General features: G+C 62.4%; 22 protein-coding genes. 6 read left to right on the top strand and 16 right to left on the bottom strand.

Annotation, left to right across the window (positions count from 1 at the left end; genetic code table 11):
• Positions 1 to 15: 15 nt before the first annotated feature.
• On the bottom strand, positions 16 to 882 hold the full coding sequence (locus tag FJW05_RS12350; RefSeq protein ID WP_140632195.1) for a hypothetical protein: 867 nt from the start codon (positions 880 to 882) through the stop codon (positions 16 to 18).
• 465 nt (positions 883 to 1347) lie between these two features.
• On the opposite strand from FJW05_RS12350, the gene FJW05_RS12345 reads away from it, so the two are divergent.
• The 3 genes from FJW05_RS12345 to FJW05_RS12335 all read left to right on the top strand — a co-directional run bounded on the left by FJW05_RS12345 (position 1348) and on the right by FJW05_RS12335 (position 3877).
• Entirely contained in the window at positions 1348 to 2181 is an 834-nt protein-coding gene (locus FJW05_RS12345) for a GNAT family N-acetyltransferase (protein WP_140632193.1), read from the top strand.
• 95 nt (positions 2182 to 2276) lie between these two features.
• On the top strand, positions 2277 to 3047 hold the full coding sequence (locus tag FJW05_RS12340; RefSeq protein ID WP_140632190.1) for an SDR family oxidoreductase: 771 nt from the start codon (positions 2277 to 2279) through the stop codon (positions 3045 to 3047).
• A 68-nt stretch (positions 3048 to 3115) separates the two neighbouring features.
• On the top strand, positions 3116 to 3877 hold the full coding sequence (locus FJW05_RS12335) for an SDR family NAD(P)-dependent oxidoreductase (protein WP_140632188.1): 762 nt from the start codon (positions 3116 to 3118) through the stop codon (positions 3875 to 3877).
• Positions 3878 to 4291: 414 nt separating this feature from the next.
• Here FJW05_RS12335 and FJW05_RS12330 read toward each other — a convergent pair whose 3' ends face one another.
• The 4 genes from FJW05_RS12330 to FJW05_RS12305 all read right to left on the bottom strand — a co-directional run bounded on the left by FJW05_RS12330 (position 4292) and on the right by FJW05_RS12305 (position 9775).
• Complete coding sequence (locus FJW05_RS12330; protein WP_140632185.1) at positions 4292 to 5599, bottom strand: divalent metal cation transporter; 1308 nt, start codon at positions 5597 to 5599, stop codon at positions 4292 to 4294.
• A gap of 285 nt (positions 5600 to 5884) precedes the next feature.
• Complete coding sequence (hemA, locus tag FJW05_RS12320) at positions 5885 to 7162, bottom strand: 5-aminolevulinate synthase (RefSeq protein ID WP_140632183.1); 1278 nt, start codon at positions 7160 to 7162, stop codon at positions 5885 to 5887.
• Positions 7163 to 7686: 524 nt separating this feature from the next.
• Complete coding sequence (fixJ, locus tag FJW05_RS12310) at positions 7687 to 8301, bottom strand: response regulator FixJ (RefSeq protein WP_140632180.1); 615 nt, start codon at positions 8299 to 8301, stop codon at positions 7687 to 7689.
• Positions 8288 to 9775, bottom strand: coding sequence for a PAS domain-containing sensor histidine kinase (locus tag FJW05_RS12305; protein ID WP_281405776.1), 1488 nt, complete (start codon positions 9773 to 9775; stop codon positions 8288 to 8290). The genes fixJ and FJW05_RS12305 overlap by 14 nt, the downstream gene beginning before the upstream one ends.
• Positions 9776 to 10038: 263 nt before the next feature.
• Here FJW05_RS12305 and FJW05_RS12300 point away from each other — a divergent pair, with 263 nt between their 5' ends.
• Together FJW05_RS12300 and FJW05_RS27735 are read left to right on the top strand one after the other, a co-directional pair.
• Positions 10039 to 10848, top strand: a complete 810-nt coding sequence (locus tag FJW05_RS12300; RefSeq protein ID WP_140632177.1) for a universal stress protein — start codon at positions 10039 to 10041, stop codon at positions 10846 to 10848.
• Between the two features lie 185 nt (positions 10849 to 11033).
• Positions 11034 to 11294 (top strand): DUF6455 family protein, encoded by a 261-nt coding sequence (locus tag FJW05_RS27735; protein WP_140632174.1) that lies wholly within the window; start codon positions 11034 to 11036, stop codon positions 11292 to 11294.
• 88 nt (positions 11295 to 11382) lie between these two features.
• Here FJW05_RS27735 and FJW05_RS12290 read toward each other — a convergent pair whose 3' ends face one another.
• From FJW05_RS12290 to ccoN, 9 genes are all read right to left on the bottom strand, one after another.
• Positions 11383 to 12120 (bottom strand): CBS domain-containing protein, encoded by a 738-nt coding sequence (locus FJW05_RS12290; protein WP_348639813.1) that lies wholly within the window; start codon positions 12118 to 12120, stop codon positions 11383 to 11385.
• A gap of 26 nt (positions 12121 to 12146) precedes the next feature.
• Positions 12147 to 12317, bottom strand: a complete 171-nt coding sequence (ccoS, locus tag FJW05_RS12285) for a cbb3-type cytochrome oxidase assembly protein CcoS (RefSeq protein WP_140541795.1) — start codon at positions 12315 to 12317, stop codon at positions 12147 to 12149.
• Positions 12314 to 14599: a cation-translocating P-type ATPase gene (locus FJW05_RS12280; RefSeq protein WP_140632170.1), complete on the bottom strand. Its 2286-nt coding sequence runs from the start codon at positions 14597 to 14599 to the stop codon at positions 12314 to 12316. The genes ccoS and FJW05_RS12280 overlap by 4 nt, the downstream gene beginning before the upstream one ends.
• Complete coding sequence (locus FJW05_RS12275; RefSeq protein WP_140632167.1) at positions 14596 to 15111, bottom strand: FixH family protein; 516 nt, start codon at positions 15109 to 15111, stop codon at positions 14596 to 14598. Before FJW05_RS12275 ends, FJW05_RS12280 begins: the two co-directional genes overlap by 4 nt.
• Complete coding sequence (gene ccoG, locus FJW05_RS12270) at positions 15108 to 16667, bottom strand: cytochrome c oxidase accessory protein CcoG (RefSeq protein ID WP_181164924.1); 1560 nt, start codon at positions 16665 to 16667, stop codon at positions 15108 to 15110. Before ccoG ends, FJW05_RS12275 begins: the two co-directional genes overlap by 4 nt.
• A gap of 169 nt (positions 16668 to 16836) precedes the next feature.
• Positions 16837 to 17700, bottom strand: a complete 864-nt coding sequence (gene ccoP, locus FJW05_RS12265) for a cytochrome-c oxidase, cbb3-type subunit III (protein WP_140632165.1) — start codon at positions 17698 to 17700, stop codon at positions 16837 to 16839.
• Positions 17701 to 17702: 2 nt separating this feature from the next.
• A complete protein-coding gene (locus FJW05_RS12260; protein ID WP_140541799.1) occupies positions 17703 to 17852 on the bottom strand; it encodes a cbb3-type cytochrome c oxidase subunit 3 in 150 nt (49 codons plus the stop codon).
• A gap of 13 nt (positions 17853 to 17865) precedes the next feature.
• Complete coding sequence (gene ccoO, locus FJW05_RS12255; RefSeq protein WP_140541800.1) at positions 17866 to 18597, bottom strand: cytochrome-c oxidase, cbb3-type subunit II; 732 nt, start codon at positions 18595 to 18597, stop codon at positions 17866 to 17868.
• A gap of 10 nt (positions 18598 to 18607) precedes the next feature.
• A complete protein-coding gene (gene ccoN, locus FJW05_RS12250; protein WP_140632162.1) occupies positions 18608 to 20218 on the bottom strand; it encodes a cytochrome-c oxidase, cbb3-type subunit I in 1611 nt (536 codons plus the stop codon).
• A gap of 259 nt (positions 20219 to 20477) precedes the next feature.
• Here ccoN and hemN point away from each other — a divergent pair, with 259 nt between their 5' ends.
• Positions 20478 to 21809 (top strand): oxygen-independent coproporphyrinogen III oxidase, encoded by a 1332-nt coding sequence (hemN, locus tag FJW05_RS12245; protein WP_246673382.1) that lies wholly within the window; start codon positions 20478 to 20480, stop codon positions 21807 to 21809.
• Positions 21810 to 21824: 15 nt separating this feature from the next.
• Here hemN and FJW05_RS12240 read toward each other — a convergent pair whose 3' ends face one another.
• Together FJW05_RS12240 and FJW05_RS27965 are read right to left on the bottom strand one after the other, a co-directional pair.
• The gene (locus tag FJW05_RS12240) at positions 21825 to 22256 is read right to left on the bottom strand and encodes an ion channel (RefSeq protein WP_140632157.1); all 432 of its coding nucleotides are present in this window, start codon (positions 22254 to 22256) and stop codon (positions 21825 to 21827) included.
• 44 nt (positions 22257 to 22300) lie between these two features.
• The gene (locus tag FJW05_RS27965; protein ID WP_348639812.1) at positions 22301 to 22570 is read right to left on the bottom strand and encodes a group III truncated hemoglobin; all 270 of its coding nucleotides are present in this window, start codon (positions 22568 to 22570) and stop codon (positions 22301 to 22303) included.
• Positions 22571 to 22601 lie beyond the last annotated feature (31 nt).

Genomic DNA, 22601 nt, shown 5'->3' with positions numbered 1-22601 from the left:
GCGGAGTCTTGACGGTCAGCGATTGTTCAGAGCTGAGATACAGGCTTCGAAGGCCTCGTCGACGACGGCGAGCTTGGCTGCCTGGACGGCCATGTATTCGTCGAAGAAAGCCCTCGAAACCCACATCACGGAATGGCCGCGCTGGCCGATCCAGCCGATGCTGCCGAGCGCCTCGGCATCATACAGTTTGCGCGCCAGATGGGTGCGTGAGAGCTTCAGCCAGTGGGCGAATTCACTGACCGAGATGACGCCGGTCGGTATCCTGTCGAGATGAACATCCTCAGGATCGATACCGGACATCAGCCAGTCCATGATGATGCCGCCGTTGTTTAGCCAGATAAACAATGAAAAAGTCTGCCCAGGCTCCCGCACTGCGCTGCTGGCCAGCAATCCATCGGCGATCAGCGGCTGCAAGGTGGGCAGCATCTCGGGTCGATCGAGGAGGTTTTCCAGCCGGTTGGCGCCATCTATGCGGTCGAGCGTTCTCAGATGCGCGTAAATCCACCCGGTAAAGGTCTCTATGGTGCCTGCCGTGACCCGCAACGGATGGGCGCGGCCATCACCGCTGGCCGAAATATATTCGGCGATGTTGTAGTGCAGCATCTCCTTGACGAAGGCCTCGGCGGTGTTGCGGCTGGCCACGGAATTGCGGCGCACGACGTCGATGAAACGCGCCATCGTCATGTCGGTGCGGCGGTCGTTGGGATCGCGCCGGAAATGCAGAGCCAAGCCGACATGAGCGAGCAGCCATCGCTGCTGGGTGGCAAACACGGCAGCCAGCCGCGGGCTCGTTTGATAAATATGGATGAGCGCCTTGGACTGCTCCTGGACACCGCGAAGCGCTGCCGGATGACGGGCGATTTCTGCGGCATTCAGCGGCATTTCCTATGGTACTCCATGCGATTCCAAGCAACGACAAATGAAGATTCCCAGTCTTCGCCGGTCGTGTCCAGTTGCCCATTGGAACAACGAACGATCAGGCCGTGAATTCGTTGCTAACTCTTTGCATCGGTTCTGGAAAGCCGTCCCAATAATAGTCGGGCCCGCAGCCCTGCGCTGAATTGACGAGTCCCGCCAGACGAGCATGGGTTCCGCGCCATCGGGCTGCGGGGAGCGCCTCCCGGGTCGGGCTCCGTCCCTGGTGCCGATCCGCAGACAATCCTGCAGGATTCGCGCTTCAAGGATGCCGCATTCTGTCGGCCATCGCGACGGTCTCCAACACATGCGCTCTGGCGTCGGCCGCGCCGGTCGGCGCCGATCGATAACGTGACGGGGAATCCGCGCAGCCCTTTGAAGCCTGCGGAGGGCGGCCTATCCTGGCGGTGATGGCCAACCCTGAGTGAAACGATGCCGAGAACAATCAGGACGCTGACCGCCAGCGAGGTGGAAACGCTTGTTGGCTGGGCAGCGGAGGAAGGCTGGAATCCGGGCACCAGCGATGCCGCGGCGTTTCGCGCGGCGGATCCACAAGGGTTCATCGGCGCCTTTGTCGGCGGCGAGATGGTGGCCGGCATTTCGGCCGTCGCATACGGCCCCGGCTTCGGCTTCATCGGCCTCTACATCTGCCGGCCCGACCGGCGTGGCGAAGGTCACGGCAAGGCGGTCTGGGACGCCGGCATGGCGCGCCTCGGCAACCGCATCATCGGTCTCGACGGGGTGGCCGAGCAGCAGGCCAACTACCAGAGTATGGGCTTCTTGCCTGCCTATGAGACCGTCCGCCACAGCGGCCGCCCCGCCGGCTTGCCCGAGGGCGGCAAGACAAGACCCGTGACGGCCGGCGACACGGCTGAGATTTTCGCCTACGATCGCAAGTGCTTTCCAGCACCGCGCGAAACCTTCCTTGGCGAGTGGCTGCGGCCGCCGCGGATTGCGCGGCTCTCAGCCCGATCGGACGGCATTGCCGGCTACGGCGTGGCGCGCCGTTGCAGGCAGGGTTTCAAGGTCGGGCCGCTGTTCGCCGACAGGACGGAGCTTGCCCTGGCAATGCTGGCGGACCTGTCGGACGCAACTGCCGGCGAGGAATTGCATATCGACGTGCCGGCCGGCCAGGTTCAATTCACCGCCATGCTGCAGGCCGCCGGCATGGTTCCGGGGTTCACGACGACACGCATGTACAAGGGCGGCAAGCCCGGCAACGACCAGTCGACGGTTTTCGGCGTCACGACGCTCGAGCTGGGATGATCGCGTGCTGAGATCATTGTTTTGCCTGGCTGGTCCATGCGACATGGCTCAATGACGTGGTTGCCTTTGCCGAGCTGCGTTTCGGAGATTATCGAATGGCTGGAAGGACGGTTCTGATCGCCGGCGGCGCCGGCGGAATGGGTCTGGCGACCGGACTGCGTTTCGCCGCCGACGGCGAGCGGATCGTGCTCGCGGATATTCCCGGCTCCAAGCTCGACGGCGCCGTGGCGAAGATTGCCGCGGCCGGGGCGGACGCGATCGGCTTGCCGCTCGATATCCGCTCCGTCGCTGCCTGCCGCGACGTGGTGGGCAAGACCAGGGAGTGGGGCGGTGCGATCGACATTCTCGTCAACGCCGCCGGGGTCTGGCTCGAGGGACCGGCACGCGAGGTCGAGGAAGATCAGTGGGACCTGGTGCTGGACGTCAATCTCAAGGGAGCCTTCTTCCTGATCTCGGCAGCCATACCGCATCTGTCGGCGGCGCAGGGCGTGATCGTCAACATTGCGTCGGACGCCGGCATCGTCGGCAACAACGGGGCTTCCGTCTATTGCGCCTCGAAGGGCGGACTGGTGCTTTTGACCAAGGCTCTCGCGCTTGAACTCGCCCCGCAAGGCATCAGGGTCAACGCCGTCTGTCCTGGCGACACGGCAACGCCGATGATCGAACATCAGGCCAAGACCTATGGCGCGGACGACCCCGACGGCTACAAGCGCCGGCTCCTTGGGCACTATCCGCAAGGGGACAAAGCAAGGTTCATCCAGGTGGAGGAGATCGCTTCCTTCATCCACTATCTGTGCCAGCCGGGCGCGGCGCCGATCACCGGAGCCGCGCTTTCGATCGATTTCGGCGTCAGCGCCGGCTATTGAGCCGGTTCGGTTCGTCGCGGCGGTGATTGGCCGCGCCGACATGTCGGCGCCTGCATCCTGGAGGGGAAATGATCGAGTTCCACAAATCCCGCAAGGCACTGGTGACCGGCGCGGGCGCCGCCGACGGCATCGGCGTGGCGATCGCGCGGGCGTTGGCCGAGGCCGGTGTTTCGGTCACCATCACCGCTTCGTCCGCACGCGTCGAGCAACGCGCGGCGGAACTGCGGGCGGAGGGGCTCGGTGTCCGCGCTTTCATGGCCGACCTGACGCTGTCGGGCGATGTCGAGCGGCTAAGCGCCGAGGCTGGCGAAATCGATATCCTCGTCAACAATGCCGGGATGGGCACAGTCGCCCAGCCGGCATTGCAGCGGCGGTTTCTCGACCTCAGCGAAAGCGACTGGGACCGCGGCATCGATGTCAGCCTGAAAACCGCTTTCTTAAGCACGCGCGGATTTCTGGCCGGCATGGTGCAGCGCGGCCATGGACGCGTCGTCAACATGGCATCGGTGACGGGGCCTTACGTATCCAATGAAGGCGAGGCCGCCTACTCCGCGGCCAAGGCCGGCATGATCGGCCTGACGCACGCGCTTGCCCTGGAGGTCGGCCGCAGCGGCGTCACGGTCAATGCCGTGGCACCGGGATGGATCGCGACGGGCGCCTCGACGCCTGAGGAACTGACCGCTGCCCGCAACACGCCGCTTGGCCGCGCCGGCAGCCCCGAGGAAGTCGCGGCGGCCGTGCTGTTCCTGGCGTCCGACGGGGCCAGTTATGTCAACGGCGCCGTTCTCGTCGTGGACGGCGGCAACATCCTGCAGGAACGCAAGGCATGACCGCGAGCGCGAAAGCCAAAATACAGGGACGCTTTGATACTCAGGTCATAACAGGATGAAATGCGAACCCAGGAACACGAGAAACTGGCCGGTAGTCAGAGGGACCCGCAAAATAGGGCCGCTCTCTGCGCTGTCCTGAATGGGTTGTCCGCGCACGCAAGGGTGCGCCTTTAGCACATTCCTCCAGATCGTGGGAAAGTCCGATCCCTTGCTTCTTTCGGCGTTGCACGTGTCGACAAGTCTCGCGACGGCATTTTTCATCGAGCGGAATTCACCTTAAGCGCCTGATTGCAAGACATATGACCAATTATGGCAGGAAGAATTTGATCTCGATCAATGCACCGAAAAAGGAGCCGCTCACAGCCGTATCAATAGAGCATGATGTCGTCCGAAAACCGCCTCACACATCACGCCCTAGCCGGGCAAAAGCATCATGATCGATGCCCCGGCCATCAGTGCCGTCGCGATCCAGCCCAGCATGACGATCGGCCAACCGGACGTGAAAGAGCCCATGACCGATCGGCTTGAGGCCAGCAATATGACCACTACCATGAGCGGCACCGCGACGACGCCGTTTATGACGGCGCTCCAGAACAGCGCCTTCATCGGGCTGATGGGCAGATATTGGATGGCCAGCGCCGCCAGGATGCTTACCGCGATGACGCCATAGAAGCCACGCGCATCGCCCGCCTTGCGCTCAAGCCCCTCCTGCCATCCCATGGCCTCCGCCAGCGCGTAAGCCGCCGAGCCCGCCAGGACGGGCACGCCGATCAATCCTACTCCCAGTATGCCGGCGGCAAAAAGCACGAAGGCGAAATCGCCCGCCAGCGGCTGCAGGGCGCTGGCGGCCTGTGCCGCAGTCTCGATGTGCGTGATACCGGCGGCATTCAGTGTTGCCGCGGTTGCCAGGATGATGAAATAGGACGTCGCATCCGAATAGAACATGCCGCTCCAGGTGTCCCAGCGCAACCGGCGCAGTTCAGTCCCCGATCCGGTCGCGTCTGCGATAAGGGGAGGACCGCCCTTCATCTCTTCGACCTCCTCAGAAGCCTGCCAGAAGAAGAGATAGGGGCTGATCGTCGTGCCGAAGATCGCCACCGCCACGGTGGCAGTTTCGGCGTTCATCGGCAATCTGGGCCACACGGTGCGAAGCGCCACATCGCCCCAGGGCACATGGACCATGAAGAGCACCGCGGCATAGGCAAGAAGCGACAGCGTCAGCCATTTGAGGAAACCGACATAGCGATGGTATGGGACGAACACCTGCAGGACCAGCGTCGCGAATGTGAAGATCAGAGTGGCGATGTGTCGGCTCATGCCGGTTACGAGCTCTGCGACCTCGCCCATGGCAGCTATATCGGCAGCAATGTTGAGCGTGTTCGCCACAACGAGCAGCGCAACGACGAAGACGACCACGAACGGTGGGAAGTGCGCCTTTATGTTGGCGGCAAGTCCCTTTCCCGTAACGCGGCCGATTCGGCCGCACATCGACTGGACTGCCGCCATCAGCGGGAAGCAGAGCGGCATCGTCCAAAGCATGTTGAGACCGAACTGGGCGCCTGCCTGCGAATAGGTCGCAATCCCGCTCGGATCGTCGTCTGCTACTCCGGTGATCAAACCGGGTCCGACGCGCGCAAGCGGATGTTCCCTCAGGCGGCCGAGCAAACTCCATGGCTTGCCGTGCCCGGGTACTGCGCTGATGTTGTCGTCGACGATACCCATGGGCCGCCCGGAAAAGGAAATCCGCGCCCTTGTAATCCCGATCGGCGCGACGATCTTTGACCTCGCTCAAAGCATGGGGAACAACGCGCATAGGATCGCAAGCGGGCCGGCGCCGGCTGCCATGTTCTGAGATAGGCTGAAGACGCCTGAGCCCACCATGGAGCCGATCACGAGCGCTGTTAGAGAACCCAGCCGCAGCTTGGTCGACGCCGAATGAGGCCTGGCAGCCTCGACGCCGGTCAAATCCGGATTGGCGCTGAAGCCGATCGCAAATCGCGCCCTAGTCTAGCCGCCTGCGTTGCTCACCAGCAGCGGAATGATCCGGTCGCTTTTGGCGACGGCGGGACGGCCGGAGCTGGCATAGGGAATGCCCAGCGCATCCCAGGTCTCGACCAGCGCATCCTGCAATTGGGCGATCAGCGCGTCCGAATGGAAGGGTGTGGGCGTGATGCGCAGCCGCTCGGTGCCGCGCGGTACCGTCGGATAGTTGATCGGCTGGATGTAGATGCCGTGCACGCCAAGCAGCCGGTCGCTCGCCATCTTGCAAAGCTCGGGGTCTCCGACCAGCACCGGCACGATGTGGGTGGCCGATTCCATCACCGGCAGCCCGGCCGCGGCAAGCACCTGCTTGGTCCTGGCCGCCTGGCGCTGCTGCGCGTCGCGTTCTGCCTGCGAGCGCTTGAGGTGACGGATCGAGGTGGTGGCGGCCGCGGCGATGGCCGGCGGCAGCGCCGTGGTGAAGATGAAGCCCGGCGCATAGGAGCGCACCGCGTCGACGACAGCGCTGGTGCCGGCGATGTAGCCGCCAAGCGTGCCGAACGCCTTGGCCAGCGTGCCCTCGATGATGTCGATGCGGTCGGCCAGGCCTTCGCGTTCGGTGATGCCGCCGCCGCGCGGCCCGTACATGCCGACCGCATGGACCTCGTCGATATAGGTCATGGCGTTGTAGCGTTCGGCGAGCTCGACGATCTCTCTGATCGGCGCGATGTCGCCGTCCATCGAATAGACGCTTTCGAAGACGATCAGCTTGGCGCGCTCGCGCCCCGCGGCCTGCAAGAGGCTCTCAAGATGCGCCACGTCATTGTGGCGAAAAATCTTCTTTTCAGCGCCCGAGCGGCGCACGCCCTCGATCATCGAGGCATGGTTGAGCTCGTCCGAGATGATCAGGCAGTTGGGCAGAAGCCTGGCGATGGTCGAGATCGAGGCCTCGTTGGAGACGAAGCCGGAGGTGAAGACCAGCGCTGCTTCCTTGTCATGCAGGTCGGCGAGTTCCTGCTCGATCTCGACCAGCGGGTTGGAGGTGCCGGAAATATTGCGGGTGCCGCCGGCGCCCGAGCCCATCTTGCCGGCAGCGTTCTGGAAGGCGGCAATCACGTCCTCGTTCTGGCCCATGCCGAGATAGTCGTTGGAGCACCACACGGTGATTTCCTGGGCGCGGCCGTTGGAACGCCAGATGGCGCGCGGAAACTTGCCCACCATGCGCTCCAGGTCGGCGAAAACGCGGTAGCGGCGCTCGGCGTGGAGCTGGTCGATCGCATCCTCGAAGAACCGCTGATAGTTCATATGGAGCTCCTATACGGCAAGTGACGCCGCGGACCCGACGGGCTCGATCCGCTGGGACGTCAACCTACGAAACAGGGGAAGGCGCCGCTTTGAGCTATGTCAAATTGGGAGGCGCGCGGATGCCTCATGGTAGGCAGGTTCCTCGACATAAGCCGTCTAAAACTGATTCAAATCAAAGCGCCGGACCCCATTTCAACCCACGCTGGCTGGATGTGGAATCCAATAGCAAGCGCTCCGTTTGGCCGCAGTCTCGAACTAGCCGTTCTGGACGAGGAAGGCTTGCACGCCGTAATATTTCCCTGCGAAAAGGACCGGGAGGGCTGGCGGAATGCCGTTACCGGCATTCGCGTCGATATCCGGCCGACCCACTGGCGCGACTGGGATCTGCCAAAAGACAGTACCGCTTCGGTTGGAACCATGTCTAAATCAAAGAGATAGGGCATGATGTCGTCCGAAAACCGCTCCACACTTTTCGGCATCATGCTCTAGGTGGCAGTTCCGGACGGAACCGCGGCGCACTTTTCTTAATGTTTGGGCTCAGCGATCAAGGCCATTCGTACCAGATGCGAGAGGCTGCCCGCTCCCATCTTGCTCATGACATTGGCACGATGGATCTCAACCGTGCGCGGGCTGATCCCGAGATCATAGGCAATCGTCTTGTTCGGCAAGCCGGAGACGAGCCCGTCGAGCACCTGGCGCTCGCGCTCCGAAAGAGTGGCAAGGTTCTTCCGGATATCGGTTGATTGCGGATGTGTCGCAATGGGCTCGCTGCGATTGTCCAAGGCGGACCGAATCGCATCAATGAGCACCTGGTCGTCGAAGGGCTTTTCGATGAAGTCGGCGGCGCCCTCCTTCATCGCCTGGACGGCCAGCGCGACGTCGGCGTGCCCGGTCATCACGATCACCGGCACGCCAAGGCCACGGGTCTTCAGTTGCCGCAGAAACTCGATGCCGTCGATGCCAGGCATGCGCACGTCGGTAACGATGCAACCCTCGAGCTCCTTCGGCTCTGTCGCCAGAAATGCAGTTGCCGATTCGTAGAGGCGCACGGCAAAGTCGGCTGTCGCGAGCAGGAAACCCAGCGACTTGCGAACGTCGACATCATCGTCGACGACATGAACGATATCACTGGCCACCAGCGACCTCTTCCTTTTCTACCGCGCGCAAAGTGAAGCGGAAGGCCGTTCCGCCATCGGGCATCGACTCCGCCCAAATATGACCACCATGCGACTCGACGATAGTGCGACAAATAGACAGTCCCACGCCCATTCCGTGCTTCTTCGTGGTAATGAAGGGCTGGAAGAGTTGGGCCGAGACCTCCGGCGCCAGCCCAGGCCCGGTGTCGATCACGCCGACCTCTGCCATCCTGTCATGTCGAGAGGTCGTAGAGACGCGCAACTCCCGGCGCGGCATGCCCTGCATAGCCTCCACGGCGTTTCTCATGAGATTGAGCAGCACCTGCTCGATCTGAATTCGATCGCTCAGAACCAGCTCGGCCGCCGGGTCGAGATCGTATGTGACGCGTACGTCGGCCTCCCTCGCGCCGACCAGAGCGAGCGATGAGGCATCCTCGATAAGCGATGGCAAGTGTTCGACCTGGCGCTCGCTTTCACCCCTGGCAACGAAGTCCCTGAGACGACGAATGACGTCGCCGGCACGCAAGGCCTGTTCCGCGGCCTTTCCGACAGCCTCCCGCAACATAGCCGCGTTCTCGTCACTGCTTTTCTCGAGCAGGCGCCGGCTGCCCTTCAGGTAGTTCGTGATGGCCGTCAGCGGCTGGTTTATCTCATGCGCCAATGTCGAGGCCATTTCGCCGAGCGCGGTGAAACGTGCCATATGCAGCAATTCCTGCTGCTGCTCCTGCATCCTGGCTTCGGTTTTGTGGCGTTCCGTCAGGTCGCGACAGAAGCCGGTGAAGAAGCGGCCTGTTCCCGGATGCATTTCGCCGACAGCGAGCTCCATCGGAAAGGTCGATCCGTCCTTGCGCATCCCGGTTACCGTGCGCCCTATCCCGATGATGCGCCGCTCACCGGTCGTCAGGTAACGCTGCATGTATGCATCATGCTCTTCCCGGTACGGTGAGGGCATCAGCAATTTGACGTTTTGACCGATGACCTCGCTGGCCTTGTAACCGAACAACGTCTCCGCGGCGGTGCTGAAGGATTGGATATTGGCGCTCTCGTCGATGACGACCATGGCATCGGGCACCGTCGCCAGGATCGAACGCAGGTGATCCTCTCGCATCTGCAGCGCGGCATTGGCGAAGGACAGCTCGCTGACGTCCGTGCCTTGAACGAATATCGCCGTGATCCGGCCGTCCTTCGCCCTGATTGGCTGATAGACGAAGTCGAGGATGCGTTCTTCCGCAACGCCCGTTTCGACGTTCCGATAGACGACCTTGACGCTTCGGCCCACGTAGGGTTCGCCGGTCTCATAGACGCGGTCCAGCAATTCGAAGAAGCCTTGGCCTTCGAGATCGGGAAAGGCTTCACGCATCGATCTGCCAAGGATGTTTCGCTGGCCGACCATTCGCTCGTAGGCGGCATTCGCCAGCTCGAACACGTGCCCGGGCTCCCTGAGCAACGTCATAAAACCCGGCGCCTGCTCGAACATCGATGCAAGCAGCGCACGTTCCGGCAAATCACCACCTCGCGACACGCCGCCAGGCGAAGCGGCCGCTTCGGCGATGGTTTCCGCGGAAGCTGGGTTCTTCTGGGTCACATCCATTCTGCATCTGAAGGAACACTGGCGATCGATGGTTTAGCACTCGCACAGGCATTCGCAAACATGGAGCTACCGGAGTTTGACTAGCATCAAGGTCATGCACCTCGCGGAATGGCACTCATCAATCGATGATCATCTCCTGAAGGTGCCGCATGTCCTACAAAACGATTGTCGTCAACTTGGCCGTCGATGCGGATCCAGCGCCAATCGTGAAGCTTGCGGCAGAAATGGCGCATCGCTTTGACGCTCACCTCGTCGGTTTCGCCGCCGCGGACGTTCCGCCCTTGGTGGCCACGGGTGAAGGCCTGGTCTACGAAGGCGAGGTCATGCAGGTCAAACGGCAGGAGATCGAGAAGCGTCTTGCCGAGCTGCGCGATAGCTTTGAGAAGCTCGTACCGCACTCCATCAGCAGCGAATGGAAACAGCATATTTGCGGTCCGACTCGCGCTTTGGGGCTGGCAGCCCGCTCAGCCGATCTCATCGTGACCGCCAATGGCAGCGATGATGTGTTCCGAGCCCTCGATGTAGGAGGCCTGGTGCTCGGGGCCGGTCGCCCGGTGCTGGTTGCGGCGGGCAATGCCGAACACCTGCTTGGGAAAACCGTGCTGGTCGCCTGGAAGGACAGTCGGGAAGCACGACGAGCCTTGTCCGATGCCTTGCCGCTCCTTGCCAAGGCCAAAAAGGTTGTAGTCGCCACAATGGAAGCCGCCCCGGGAACGGATGTTCGAGACAGCCTCGCCGACGTCGCGGTGTTTCTGGAGCAGCATGGCGTCATGGCGCGAACCGAAGTGATCGCCGGTACCGCGAATGGCGAGGGGCTGATGGCGTTTGCTCGCTCTGTCAACGCCGATCTGATCGTCTGCGGCGCCTATGGTCATAGCCGGCTCAGGGAATGGGCCTTTGGCGGTATCACGCGCTCGCTGATTGGCGAGAGCGATATCAGCCGCCTGTTTTCGAATTGACTTTGCCATCATGGCGACCGGAGCGGCAGATGGCACAGACCAGCCAGCAGCCATGGCGAGCCGGTCGCGATCGGCCAGCCGCTCTCCTGGTCATGTTGAGCGCCCCTACTGGTCGCTCGTTGATCGAGATCAATGTCGCACGCCGCTGACATGGCAATGATTTGCGGTCCGAGGAGTGTGACCACATGAGCTTTCTCGAATATCTGCTCGGGGCCGACGCTAGAACCGCCTTGATGGAACGCATGATGCAGAAGATGGGCGTCGAGAGGCAGCTGAAAGTTGTGGCGGATCACGCAGCCGTCACCAGTCGTGCCGTCGATCGGTGCCGGTCTTGCGGCCACCAGGACGAATGCGCCGCCTGGCTCGACGAAACCGCGCATGCCGATCATCCGCCGGCCTATTGCCGCAATAGCGACTTGATCGCTCGATTGCAGTCCGTCCGTTGATTGAACCTTGACGCTGGGAGCCCTGAGCGCGCCGTTCGCGATGCAGCCCACGGTCGGGACGCCCATCGGGCGTAAACGCCGACCCTCGTCAGGAGAGGAGCAAGACCGACAACGGTCCGGCGCAGAAGAGCTTGTCGGTGACTGTCTTGACCCCGGCCACGTTCTCCGCGGCAACGACAGCCGCCTTTCGCTGGCGCTCGTCGAAAATAGCGCCATTCAGCTCGACCTCTCCTTTCTTGACGGTGACGCCGATAAGGTCGCCACTGACGCTCCAGGATTGCCCCCGCAACTCGGCGAGAATGTTCCTGCGGATGACCTCGTCGTCGACGGTCGCAGCGCCTGATTTGGGCAGAGTGCGAAGGAGAGTACGCATCAGATCGGAGCGGCTGACGATGCCGACGATCTCGCCCGCATCAAGGATAGGGACGTTCTTGATGTCGTGGGTCGCCATGAGCTCGACGATCTCGGCGAGCGAGGCGCCGGGCGCTGCCGAAACGAGGCCGGCGGTCATAACCTCGTCCACCCGCCGGCCGCTCGAACGGACATACTCGTCGGCGAGCTTGCCTGGACCGAGAAGAACCTCCAGCCAGCGAGGCCGCGCACGTCTGGTGCCAAGCTCGCCCCGGCGCAGGAAATCGCCTTCGCTGATGATGCCAACCAGCGATCCATCTTCTCCCACGACCGGCAGGCAGCGGATGTTCCTGGTCAGCATCAGATCGGCCGCTTCGGCGACCGAGGCAGAGGCAGTGATTGTGACCACCGGCGTCGTCATGATATCCCGAGCCTGCATCGAAATCTCCCGCTTCGTCAGCCGCTTTTCGGACATCGAGAGCGACGCCGCCTTGATCCACGTCAGTTTGATTGCCGGCCTTCGCCGTCTCGGCGATCAGGTTCGATCAGTATCCGCTCTGCTGCTCCATCGAGGTCCTCATACTGGCCGCTGCGCAAAGCCCACAGGAAGCCGGACAAACCGAGCGCGCCCAGGAACAGGGCCACGGGAATGAGATAGACGAGCGTGGTCATGGACGGGCCGCGTCGACGACATCGGTGCGGCGCCTGGCCGGCGCAGCTTCAGGTGCCGCTTTCGCCGTTGCCTGAAGCCGCATCGCATTTGCAATCACGATCAGTGAAGAGGCGCTCATTGCGATCGCCGCGATGAGCGGCGTCACGTGGCCCAGAACGGCTATCGGAACGGCAAAAGCGTTGTACACGATCGCGATGGCGATGTTCTGGCGAATGAGCCGGCCGGCCTTGCGCGAGACATCCATCGCCAGAGGGACCGCAAGCAGGCTTTCGCGCAGGAAGACGAAATCCGCTGCCTGCCGGCCAATGTCGGCCGCGGTTGCCGGAGCCATCGAAACATGCGCCGCCCGCAACGCCGGTGTGTCGTTGAGGCCGTCGCCCACCATCAGCACCTTGTGTCCGGCGCGGGTCAGCGCCTCGATCCATTCGACCTTTCCCGAGGGCAGCAGCGCCGGCGCGAAACTGTCGATTCCCAGCGATTTGGCAACCTCGCCACAGGCCTTCGCAGTATCTCCGGACAGCATATCGACCGACACCCCGGCGTCCTTCAACTGCCGGATCGCTGCGCTGGCGTCTCGTCGCAGCGCGTCCTCGAAAGCAAAACACGCAACGATGTTGCCATTCTTTGAGAGCACCGTGCCGCCATAGCCGCCGAGCTTGCCTTCGCCGCCGGTGCGAGCCTTCCAGCCCGCCCATCCACGCCTTCCGAGCCGCCACGTGTTCCCCTCCGTTTTGGCTTCAATGCCGAAGCCCGGATGCTCGCTGACGGATTCGACGACGGGCCGGCCGGAATACCCTGCATAACTGGCGATTGCCCTCGAGAACGGATGGCGGGAATGAACCGCCATGTCCGCCGCGATCGCAAGCATGATCGGATCGATCGATGACGCATTTACCAGCTTTGGCCGCCCGAGCGTCAGCGTCCCGGTCTTGTCGAAGACAGCCGTGTCGATCGTCGCGAGACGCTCCATGGCCGAACCGTCCTTGACCATGACGCCGGCCTCGAACAGACGTCGGGCCGCAACGACCTGGACGATCGGCACCGCAAGGCCGAGCGCGCAGGGGCAGGTGATGATGAGCACGGCGATGCCAATGGTCATGGCGCGGTGCCAGTCGCCGGACGCGGCCATCCAGCCAAGGAATGTCGCGAAGGCCGCCAGGTGGACCACGGGCGCGTAGAGCGCCGACACGCGATCGGCGATGCGTCGATAGCGTGAGCGGCCACCTTCGGCGGCCTCCATCAGTCGAACCATTTCCGCCAGGAAGGAATCCTTCGCGGCGGCGGTCGCCCGCATCGTCAGCGGACCCGTCAGGTTGAGCGTGCCGGCCTGCACATGGGCGCCGGCGCCGACGGTCTTTGGCGCGCTCTCCCCGGAGACGATCGAGCAATCCAGGTCGGAGCTTCCGCTGAGTATGTTGCCGTCGACCGGTATGCGTTCTCCGGCCGCGATGAGCAGGCGCATTCCCGGTATCAGTTCGGCGACGTGCACGTACTCGCGCATGCCGTCATCCGTCAGGACAAGCGAACCCCGCGACGCGAGCCTTGCGAGACCATCGACGGCGGTCCGCGCGCGCTCGCGCATCACATGATCCAGCGTGCGACCGATCAGCAGGAAGAAGAGCAGCGAAACCGAGGCGTCGAAGTAGGCGTGCTCGCCGTGATTGACGGTCTCGTAGAGGCTCATCGCGTAAGCGAGCGACACACCCACCGCGATCGGCACGTCCATGTTCATGCGGCCATGGCGCAGCGCGTTCGCGGCAGAGCGGAAGTAGATGCCGCCGGCGAAGGCCAGGGCCGGGATGGCGATCAACGCGGACAGCCAATGAAACAGATCCCGCGTCGCGCCCTCGGCGCCGGACCAGACCGATACCGACAGCAGCATGATGTTGCCTGCCGCGAAGCCGGCGACGGCGACGGCGCGGATGAGCTCCGATAGGGTTCGGTCCTTTTCCTGGATTTCCGGGTCGAACAGATGCGCCTGATAGCCAAGCCTTGAAAGCGCTGCGAAAAACGGCGGAACCAGTTCCCCGCGCCAGCGAACGGATACCCTCCTGGTTGAGAGATTGACGCGAGCGGACTCTATGTTTTCGAGCTTCGCCAGGGCCGCCTCGATCGCCTGGATGCAGCCCGCGCAATGAACGGACGGAACTGACAGATCCGTCTGGCGATAGCCGCCGTCCAGTGCGCGGCTGGCCAGTTTTATTTCGTCGCTGGAGGGCACAGCGCATGCCGCGTCCACGACCTCCAGAGCCATCTCGGCCCCCGGCGCGCAGCAGCTCATTGCAGGGCTCCGTTCGCGATCATGACGCGGCGGACATCGCGAAATGGAGTGGCAAGGCCCGCGTCGGCCTCGATCTCGACGATCCAGACGCCGTCCTTTGGCGTGTGATGCACGGCAAACTCTTGTGCATTCCCCTGACTGGCACCCGCCGGTGCGGCAAGCGTCAGGGCTTCGTCTTCCGCTTCGTAAGCCGGGTGCCGGAACAATATTCTGACGCCGTGCAGCTGCAGCGCTTTGCCGTGTTCATCGACAAGGCTGTAGCGGATTTCTCCAGAGGCGATGGTCAGCTTGCCTGTCCAGCCTAGTGCTGCCTGCGCTCGTCCTTTCCGAGCCTCCTCGTTGAACTTTTGGCTCGCCACAAAGGTGTTTTCGACAACGAGGCCGGTCCAACTTTTTCGGGCGAGCGTGGCCATCGTGACGTTGACCCCGATCACCACCGCGAAGAAGCTCACGATCACGATCAACATGTGCCGGCCGGTGAACTCGCGCGACTTCTGCATACCGGTGCTCATTTGTCGTTCTCCCGTGCGTTGAAACTGGCGATGTATTCGGCCGATTCCGAGCTCGCCTTGTCCTCGATGCGAAATTCGAAGCTCTGCGCCGGCTCCCTGATCCGGTCCGCCGGTTGGCGAACAAAGACCTTGAGCACCTTTAGCCGGTCGGGTTCGACGGCCACGGAAAATGAGCGGCTCGGGGCCTGGTCGACACCGACAATGCTCATCTCGCCGCCGTCGAGACCCTGCAGCATGACCTCGATCGTCCTCGGCGCGGGTATCATGTTGAGCAGCTTGACCGTGTAGCCGTTGCGGATCGAGCCGTCCGAGAGCGTCACGAACTGAGGATTGCGGTCATGCAGGACATTGAGCTCCAGCCGTTCGCGCGTCAGCAGCGAATAGACGAGCACCAGGCCGATCGCCGACCATGCAACGAGATAGATGTAGGTGCGCAACCGGAAGATCTTGCCCAGATGGAAATGCGCCAGGCCGTCGACGAAAGCGCCGCTCGTTGTTCTTACCAGCGATGGATTGACTTGACTTGTGCCACCCGCGGTCGCCACCGTCATGTTGGCATTGTAGTCCGCCAGTGTTGCATAGGAGATCAGTCCGCGCTCGCGACCGAGCTTGTCCATGACGCCGTCGCAGGCATCGATGCAGAGCGCGCAGGTGATGCATTCGAGCTGCTGCCCGTCGCGGATGTCGATTCCCATCGGGCAGACGGCAACGCAGGCGTTGCAGTCGACGCAATCGCCGGCCGGCAAACCGGCGGCGAGAGCCCTTTTTGCATGGCGCGAACGCGGTTCGCCGCGCCAGTCATTGTAGGTGACGGTCAGCGAATTTTCGTCAAGCATGGCGGCCTGAATTCGCGGCCATGGGCACATGTAGGTGCAGACCTGCTCGCGCATCAGTCCGCCGAAGACATAGGTGGTGCCGGTCAGGACGGCGATGGTGACATAGGCCACGGGCGCCGCCGTCCCGGTGACAACTTCGCCGAGCAGCTTCGGCGCGTCGGCGAAGTAGAAGATCCAGGCGCCGCCGGTGGCAACCGCGATGATGAGCCAGATCGCGTGCTTGGATGCGCGCAGGACAAGTTTGCGGGCGCTCCAGGGTGCGGCTTCCAGCTTGATGCGGGCATTGCGATCGCCTTCAACCGCGCGTTCCACGACAAGGAACAGGTCCACCCAGACGGTCTGTGGGCAGGCATAGCCGCACCAGGCTCGCCCGACCGTCGATGTGATCAGGAAAAGACCCACCCCCGCCATCATGAGAAGGCCCGCGACGTAATAGAATTCCTGCGGCCAAATCTCGATGAAGAAGAAATAAAACCGGCGATTGGCCAGATCGATGAGGACGGCCTGATCGGGCGCAAACGGGCCACGATCCCAGCGCAGCCATGGCGTCAGGTAATAGATGCCGAGCGTGATCGCCATCACCAGCCATTTGAACTGGCGGAAACGGCCGGAGGCCCGCTTCGGAAAGATCTTCTTGCGCGCGGCGTAAAGCGGCGGTCGCGTCTTTGCCGAGTTGACCGCTTCGGCATCGAGCCGTTCCACCTGCGCCTGATCCAGCACGACGATCTCCAATCGCGGCGAATGACGCCGCCTGTCTCCAGCAGTGTTGCAATCGCTCGCGCGCGGCGCGTTGATGCAGGTCAAATTTGAGTCATCAGAAGCAAGTCGAGGCCCGGCATGGCCGGGCCTCGTCGCTTGAGCGGCTGAGGGCCGAGAATAGGCCCCGCTCCTATTCTCCGCCGCCAAGCGAATGGACATAGACAGCCAGTTCCTTGACCGTCGTCTCGCCGAGCCGGCCGACCCAGGCCGGCATCACGCCGTTCCTCGGCGCGCGCACCTGAGAAGCAATCGCGGCTTCGCCGGAACCGTGGAGCCAGATCGCATCCGTCAGATCGGGTGCCCCGAGGTCCCTGTTGCCCTTCGCGTTCTCCCCATGGCAGGCCGCGCAATTGTCCGCGAAAACCTTGGCGCCGGGCTCGATCAGGCTCTTGTCCCGCAGCGGTCCCGAAAGACTGGCGACAAAGGCGCTGACCTCAGCGATCTGCTCCGGCTTGAGCACATCAGCAAAGGCAGGCATCTCCGACTGGCGGGTATCGGCATCAGGCGCGAACCGGATTCCGTGGGTGATCGTCTGCTGGATCTGCTCCGCCTTGCCACCCCAGAGCCAATCGTCGTCGTTGAGGTTCGGAAAATCTGTCGATCCTTGCGCGCCGGAGCCGTGGCACTGCACGCAGTTGACCTTGAATGCGGCACCGCCCGCCGCGACGGCAAATTCGCGCAATGCGTCATCTGCGGCGATCTCCGAAACCGTCTTGGATTGTATTGCCGCCACATATTTGGCCTTGGTGGCTTCCGCGGCCGCCATCTCGTTCTTGACATCGTTGCGGCTGGAAAAGCCCAGGACGCCTTTGGTGGCGGAACTCAACATCGGCCAAGCGGGATAGGCAATCGTGTAGGCGACCGCCCAGGCGATGGTGATGTAGAAGGTTATCACCCACCAGCGCGGCAGGGGATTGTTGAGCTCCTTGATCCCGTCCCACTCATGGCCGGTGGTCGTGACGCCGGAGATTTCGTCGACATGCTCGCTGCTCATGATCAGTCGTCCTGGAGAGGAATCTGTGCGGCGTGATCGGCATGCGATTTGCCGCCCGGGCGAAACGCAAAAGCAATGCAGCCGACAAAGAACAGGGCCATTGCGAGCAGGCCCCAGCTGTCGGCGAACTCCCGCATCAAATTGTAGTCCATCGGTTGGTTCTCCTCAGCGATAGCCGGCGGCTTCGTCGTAGTTCTTGAAATCGACCAAGGTGCCGAGCATCTGGAGATAGGCCACCAGGGCGTCCATCTCGGTGACCTGCTGGGGGTTGCCGTCGAAATCGCCGACCTTGGCCTTCGGGTATCTCTTCTCAAGGCCTGACGTGTCTGCATTGGGATCGGCCTGCGCCGTCAGATCCGCATTGGCATTGGCGATCATGTCGTCGGAGTAGGGCACGCCGACGCGCCTGTTGGCGACCAGATGCGTCGAGAAGTTCTTCACCTCGATCGGGGTGTCCTTCAGGAACGCGTAGCTCGGCATGACCGACTCGGGCACGACGGAACGCGGATCGCTAAGGTGCTGGACGTGCCAGCTATTGGAGTAGCGGTCGCCGACGCGAGCGAGATCGGGTCCGGTCCGCTTGGATCCCCACTGGAACGGGTGATCGTACATCGACTCCGCCGCCAGGCTGTAGTGGCCGTAGCGTTCCACCTCGTCCCGGAACGGCCTGATCATCTGGCTATGGCAGAGATAGCAACCCTCGCGCACGTAGATGTTGCGACCGGCCAGTTCCAGCGGCGAATAAGGCCGCATGCCGTCGACCTTTTCGATCGTGTTGTCGAGATAGAAGAGCGGCGCGATCTCGACGATGCCGCCGACTGTCACGACCAGCAGGGATCCGACGAGAAGCAGGGTTGCGTTCTTCTCGATCAGAGCATGTCTGTCCATCAGGCCCATGTCTGGCTCCTCATTCGGCAGGCTGGAGGGCGGGCGCGGCACCCGGCAGAGGTTGTTCCTCGCGCTGGTAGCCGCGGATGGTCATGGTGATGTTCCAGGCCATGATCAGAGTGCCGGCGAGATACATGGCGCCGCCGGTGGCGCGCATGACGTAGTAGGGGTGCATGGCAGCGACCGTCTCGGCAAAGGAATAGACGAGGAACCCTTGTTCGTCGTACTCGCGCCACATCAGGCCCTGCATGATGCCGGACACCCACATGACGGCCGCGTAAACGACGATTCCCAGCGTCGCCAGCCAAAAGTGCCAGGTGACAAGCCGCGTCGAGTAGAGCCGCGGCCGGTTCCATAGCTTCGGCACCATGTAGTAGATGGCGCCGAACGAGATCAGGCCGACCCAGCCGAGCGCGCCCGAATGGACATGGCCGATTGTCCAGTCCGTATAGTGGGACAGCGAGTTGACGGTCTTGATCGACATCATCGGCCCTTCGAAGGTCGACATGCCGTAGAACGCGATGGCCGCAACCATCATGCGCACGATCGGATCCGTGCGGATCTTGTCCCAGGCCCCGGAGAGGGTCATGAGGCCGTTGATCATGCCGCCCCAGGAGGGCATCCACAGCATGATCGAGAACACCATGCCCAGCGTCTGAGCCCAATCGGGCAGGGCGGTGTAGTGGAGGTGGTGCGGACCCGCCCAGATGTAGAGGAAGATCAGTGCCCAGAAATGGATGATCGACAGGCGGTAGGAATAGACCGGCCGGTTCACCTGCTTGGGCACGAAGTAATACATCATGCCAAGGAAGCCCGCGGTGAGGAAGAAGCCGACCGCATTGTGCCCATACCACCATTGGGTGAGCGCATCCTGGACACCTGAGAAGGCCGAATAGCTCTTCGATCCCAGGAATGAAGCCGGCATCGACAGATTGTTGACGACGTGCAGCATCGCGATGGTGACGATGAAGGACAGGTAGAACCAGTTGGCGACGTAGATGTGCGGTTCCTTGCGCTTCAAAATGGTGCCAAGGAAAAGGATCAGATACGCGACCCAGACAATCGTCAGCCAGATGTCGACATACCATTCCGGCTCGGCGTATTCGCGGCTCTCGGTGATGCCGAGCAGGTATCCGGTCGCAGCCATGACGATGAAAAGCTGATATCCCCAGAAGACGAACCAGGCCAGATTGCCGCCGAACAGCCGCGCCCGACAGGTGCGTTGGACGACGTAAAGCGACGTGCAAATCAGCGCGTTGCCGCCAAAGGCAAAGACGACGCCGGAAGTGTGCAGCGGACGCAGACGGCCGAAATTGAACCAGGGTGGGATGTTAAGATCGGGGAAAGCGAGCTGAAGCGCGATAATGACGCCGACCGTCATGCCGACCACACCCCAGAACATCGTCGCGATGGCGCCGTAGCGGACCGGTCCATCCATGTAAGCTTCCGGGTCGACCGGCAACGCCGGCTTGAAGTCCGAATTGCGTAACAGGATCGCGGTGAAGCCAGCGACGGCGAAGAACAAAACCCACATATGCTGGCGGAAAGGTTCATCCGCGCCGAAACCGGCGGCTACAACGGCGCCAAACGCAAACAGGCTTAGAAGGACCATCTCCGTGCCATATTTCATCGCAAGTCCCCGATTTCGTCTCGAAAGGTTCGGCGGAATTCCCGCTCGCGGCACCATTTCGGGATTTTCCGTCGCCGGGCCTTGATTCAAGTCAAACGTGAAGAGCTTTTGTTTGGGGAGGGTTGCAGCGACCGCTGGAGCATAGCCTCGGCAGTGGCCGCCTTGATCGAAATCAAGGCTTTGCCGGCGTCGTTCGGGCAGTTTGGCCGTCATGACCGCTCCCGCCGCTCCCGTCCATTCCCCGAGGCCAACTCACGCAGTGGGCCTCGGCGACAACGTACCGCGTTACACGAGCTATCCCACGGCACCCCACTTTCATCCCGGTGTTGACGCGGTCGCGGTGCGCGCGTGGATGAATGCGCTGGAGGGCGATGACGAGATATCGCTCTATGTGCACATCCCCTATTGCGACCGTCTGTGCTGGTTCTGCGCCTGCCATACCAAGCAGACGCGTCACTATGCGCCCGTCGCCACCTTCCTGCGCTCGCTACACAGGGAGATCGAAACGGTCGGCCGCCTTGTGAGTGGCCACGGCAGGATCCGAGCTGTCCATTTCGGCGGCGGCTCCCCGACAATGCTCAAGCCCGACGACATCCTCACGCTTGGAAAAGCGTTGCGGGAACGGTTCGATTTCCTCGACGGTGCCAGCCTCAGCGTCGAGATCGACCCAAACGATATGGACGAGGGGCGGCTCGACGCCTTCGCGGCCATCGGCATGACGCGAGCGAGCCTTGGTGTCCAGGACTTCGATCCCAGGGTGCAGAAGGCGATCAATCGCGAGCAGAGTTTCGCGCTGACCAAAGGCATTGTCGATGCGGTGCGTGCGCGGGGCGTTCTTTCCGTCAATCTGGATCTGCTCTACGGGCTGCCGCACCAGACCTGCGAGAGCGTTGCGGCGACGGTCGCCCAGGCGCTGACCCTGGCGCCGGACAGGTTGGCCCTGTTCGGCTACGCGCATGTGCCGTGGTTCAAGAAGCACCAGACGATGATCGATGAAGCCTGGCTGCCCGACTCCACCGCGCGCCTGGCGCAGTCGCAGCTTGCCGCGCGGCTGATTGTCGATGCCGGCTATGAGGCATTGGGATTGGACCATTTCGCCAAGCCGCAGGACATGCTGGCGGTCGCCGCGCGCGCGGGCAGGATCCGCCGCAATTTCCAGGGCTATACCGAAGACCAGTGCGAAACCCTGATCGGCCTCGGTCCCTCCTCGATCAGCCGGTATCGCCAGGGCCACGCACAAAACATCGTTGCGACGGGCGAGTACGAAAAGGTCGTGAATTCCGGACGCATGGCAATAGCCCGGGGCGTCGAATTCAGTCTGGACGATCTGGCGCGAGGGTGGATCATCGAGCGTCTGATGTGCAACTTCACCTTCTCGGCGGCAGAGCTTGTCAAACGTTTTGGAGCGGTCGGCCAAATATTGCTCTGCGAAGCGAGCCGGTTGGCTGTCGGCGGCGCCGGCCAGCTGCTTCGGCTCGACGGCGAAAACTTCGTCGTGCCGGAGGAAAGCCGTCCGTTCGTGCGGACGGTGGCGGCCAAGTTTGACAAATATCTCAACAATGGAACCGGCAGGCACTCGTTAGCGGTTTGAGGCCGGAACTGCGCATCAGAAGTGCTCGCCGACCTTGAAGGGACCGACACGGGTGCCGGCCGCGATCAGATAGGCAGTCGACCAGCCGATCAGCAGAAAGCCGTTGATGCCTTCCAGCGCCGCCAGGATGCGCCACCCGTGGGCAGGCACCACATCTCCGTAGCCAACCGTCGAAAAGGTGATCGTCGAAAAGTAGAGCGCCGTCTCGAAATCGCTCAGGATTCCGAGCAATCGGTACAGACCGGCCCAAAGCCAGACTTCCGCCGTCATGACCGCGAAAAGTCCCATCACCACGCTGATCATGGCGATGATCCGGCTACGCCGACCGTGCATGCGCAAGAGCGCCACAAGACGCGCCATCATGCGTGTGATCGCGATAAGGCCGAAAGTGTGGATCAGGACCGTCAGGCTGATGACGATCGTGCCGACGCAGAGATTGAGGACCATCCAGGGAAACTACGCACCCCGACCGCTGCAGTCCTTGCGTAAAATCAAGCCGAGCCCGCAGCATTTGACGGGGCGACGGCGGAGCCTGGGCGAAAGAACATGGCGAGCTTCAGGCTCGCCGCTATCCGCTCCGCCCGCTCGACAAACACCGCCACGATTTCGAGCGTGAACAGCTCTGCCGCCGTTTCGCGAAAGAGAGCCAGCCAGATATCGAAATCGGCTTCGGTGACGTCCTTCAGCTTCAGGTGAGCGGGGACCGGCCGGCCGTTATAGTCGCCGCTCTTCAAGATGACGGAGCACCAGAAGTCCGTCATCTTCTCCAGATGAGGCTCCCAATCGCCGACA

This window comes from Mesorhizobium sp. B2-9-1, from assembly GCF_006439455.1.
GTDB lineage: Bacteria > Pseudomonadota > Alphaproteobacteria > Rhizobiales > Rhizobiaceae > Mesorhizobium.
Note: the sequence above shows the minus strand (reverse complement) of the source record. Positions and strands in the feature narration are given on the sequence as shown.

Excerpts from the sequence above, each read along its gene's own strand:
- FJW05_RS12350 (WP_140632195.1), bottom strand. The coding sequence starts at position 882 with ATGCCGCTGAATGCCGCAGAAATCGCCCGTCATCCGGCAGCGCTTCGC.
- FJW05_RS12345 (WP_140632193.1), top strand. The coding sequence starts at position 1,348 with ATGCCGAGAACAATCAGGACGCTGACCGCCAGCGAGGTGGAAACGCTT.
- FJW05_RS12340 (WP_140632190.1), top strand. The coding sequence starts at position 2,277 with ATGGCTGGAAGGACGGTTCTGATCGCCGGCGGCGCCGGCGGAATGGGT.
- FJW05_RS12335 (WP_140632188.1), top strand. The coding sequence starts at position 3,116 with ATGATCGAGTTCCACAAATCCCGCAAGGCACTGGTGACCGGCGCGGGC.
- FJW05_RS12330 (WP_140632185.1), bottom strand. The coding sequence starts at position 5,599 with ATGGGTATCGTCGACGACAACATCAGCGCAGTACCCGGGCACGGCAAG.
- hemA (WP_140632183.1), bottom strand. The coding sequence starts at position 7,162 with ATGAACTATCAGCGGTTCTTCGAGGATGCGATCGACCAGCTCCACGCC.
- FJW05_RS12305 (WP_281405776.1), bottom strand. The coding sequence starts at position 9,775 with ATGTTCGAGCAGGCGCCGGGTTTTATGACGTTGCTCAGGGAGCCCGGG.
- FJW05_RS12300 (WP_140632177.1), top strand. The coding sequence starts at position 10,039 with ATGTCCTACAAAACGATTGTCGTCAACTTGGCCGTCGATGCGGATCCA.
- FJW05_RS27735 (WP_140632174.1), top strand. The coding sequence starts at position 11,034 with ATGAGCTTTCTCGAATATCTGCTCGGGGCCGACGCTAGAACCGCCTTG.
- FJW05_RS12290 (WP_348639813.1), bottom strand. The coding sequence starts at position 12,120 with ATGTCCGAAAAGCGGCTGACGAAGCGGGAGATTTCGATGCAGGCTCGG.
- ccoS (WP_140541795.1), bottom strand. The coding sequence starts at position 12,317 with ATGACCACGCTCGTCTATCTCATTCCCGTGGCCCTGTTCCTGGGCGCG.
- FJW05_RS12280 (WP_140632170.1), bottom strand. The coding sequence starts at position 14,599 with ATGAGCTGCTGCGCGCCGGGGGCCGAGATGGCTCTGGAGGTCGTGGAC.
- FJW05_RS12275 (WP_140632167.1), bottom strand. The coding sequence starts at position 15,111 with ATGAGCACCGGTATGCAGAAGTCGCGCGAGTTCACCGGCCGGCACATG.
- ccoP (WP_140632165.1), bottom strand. The coding sequence starts at position 17,700 with ATGAGCAGCGAGCATGTCGACGAAATCTCCGGCGTCACGACCACCGGC.
- FJW05_RS12260 (WP_140541799.1), bottom strand. The coding sequence starts at position 17,852 with ATGGACTACAATTTGATGCGGGAGTTCGCCGACAGCTGGGGCCTGCTC.
- ccoO (WP_140541800.1), bottom strand. The coding sequence starts at position 18,597 with ATGGGCCTGATGGACAGACATGCTCTGATCGAGAAGAACGCAACCCTG.
- ccoN (WP_140632162.1), bottom strand. The coding sequence starts at position 20,218 with ATGAAATATGGCACGGAGATGGTCCTTCTAAGCCTGTTTGCGTTTGGC.
- FJW05_RS12240 (WP_140632157.1), bottom strand. The coding sequence starts at position 22,256 with ATGGTCCTCAATCTCTGCGTCGGCACGATCGTCATCAGCCTGACGGTC.
- FJW05_RS27965 (WP_348639812.1), bottom strand. The coding sequence starts at position 22,570 with ATGACGGACTTCTGGTGCTCCGTCATCTTGAAGAGCGGCGACTATAAC.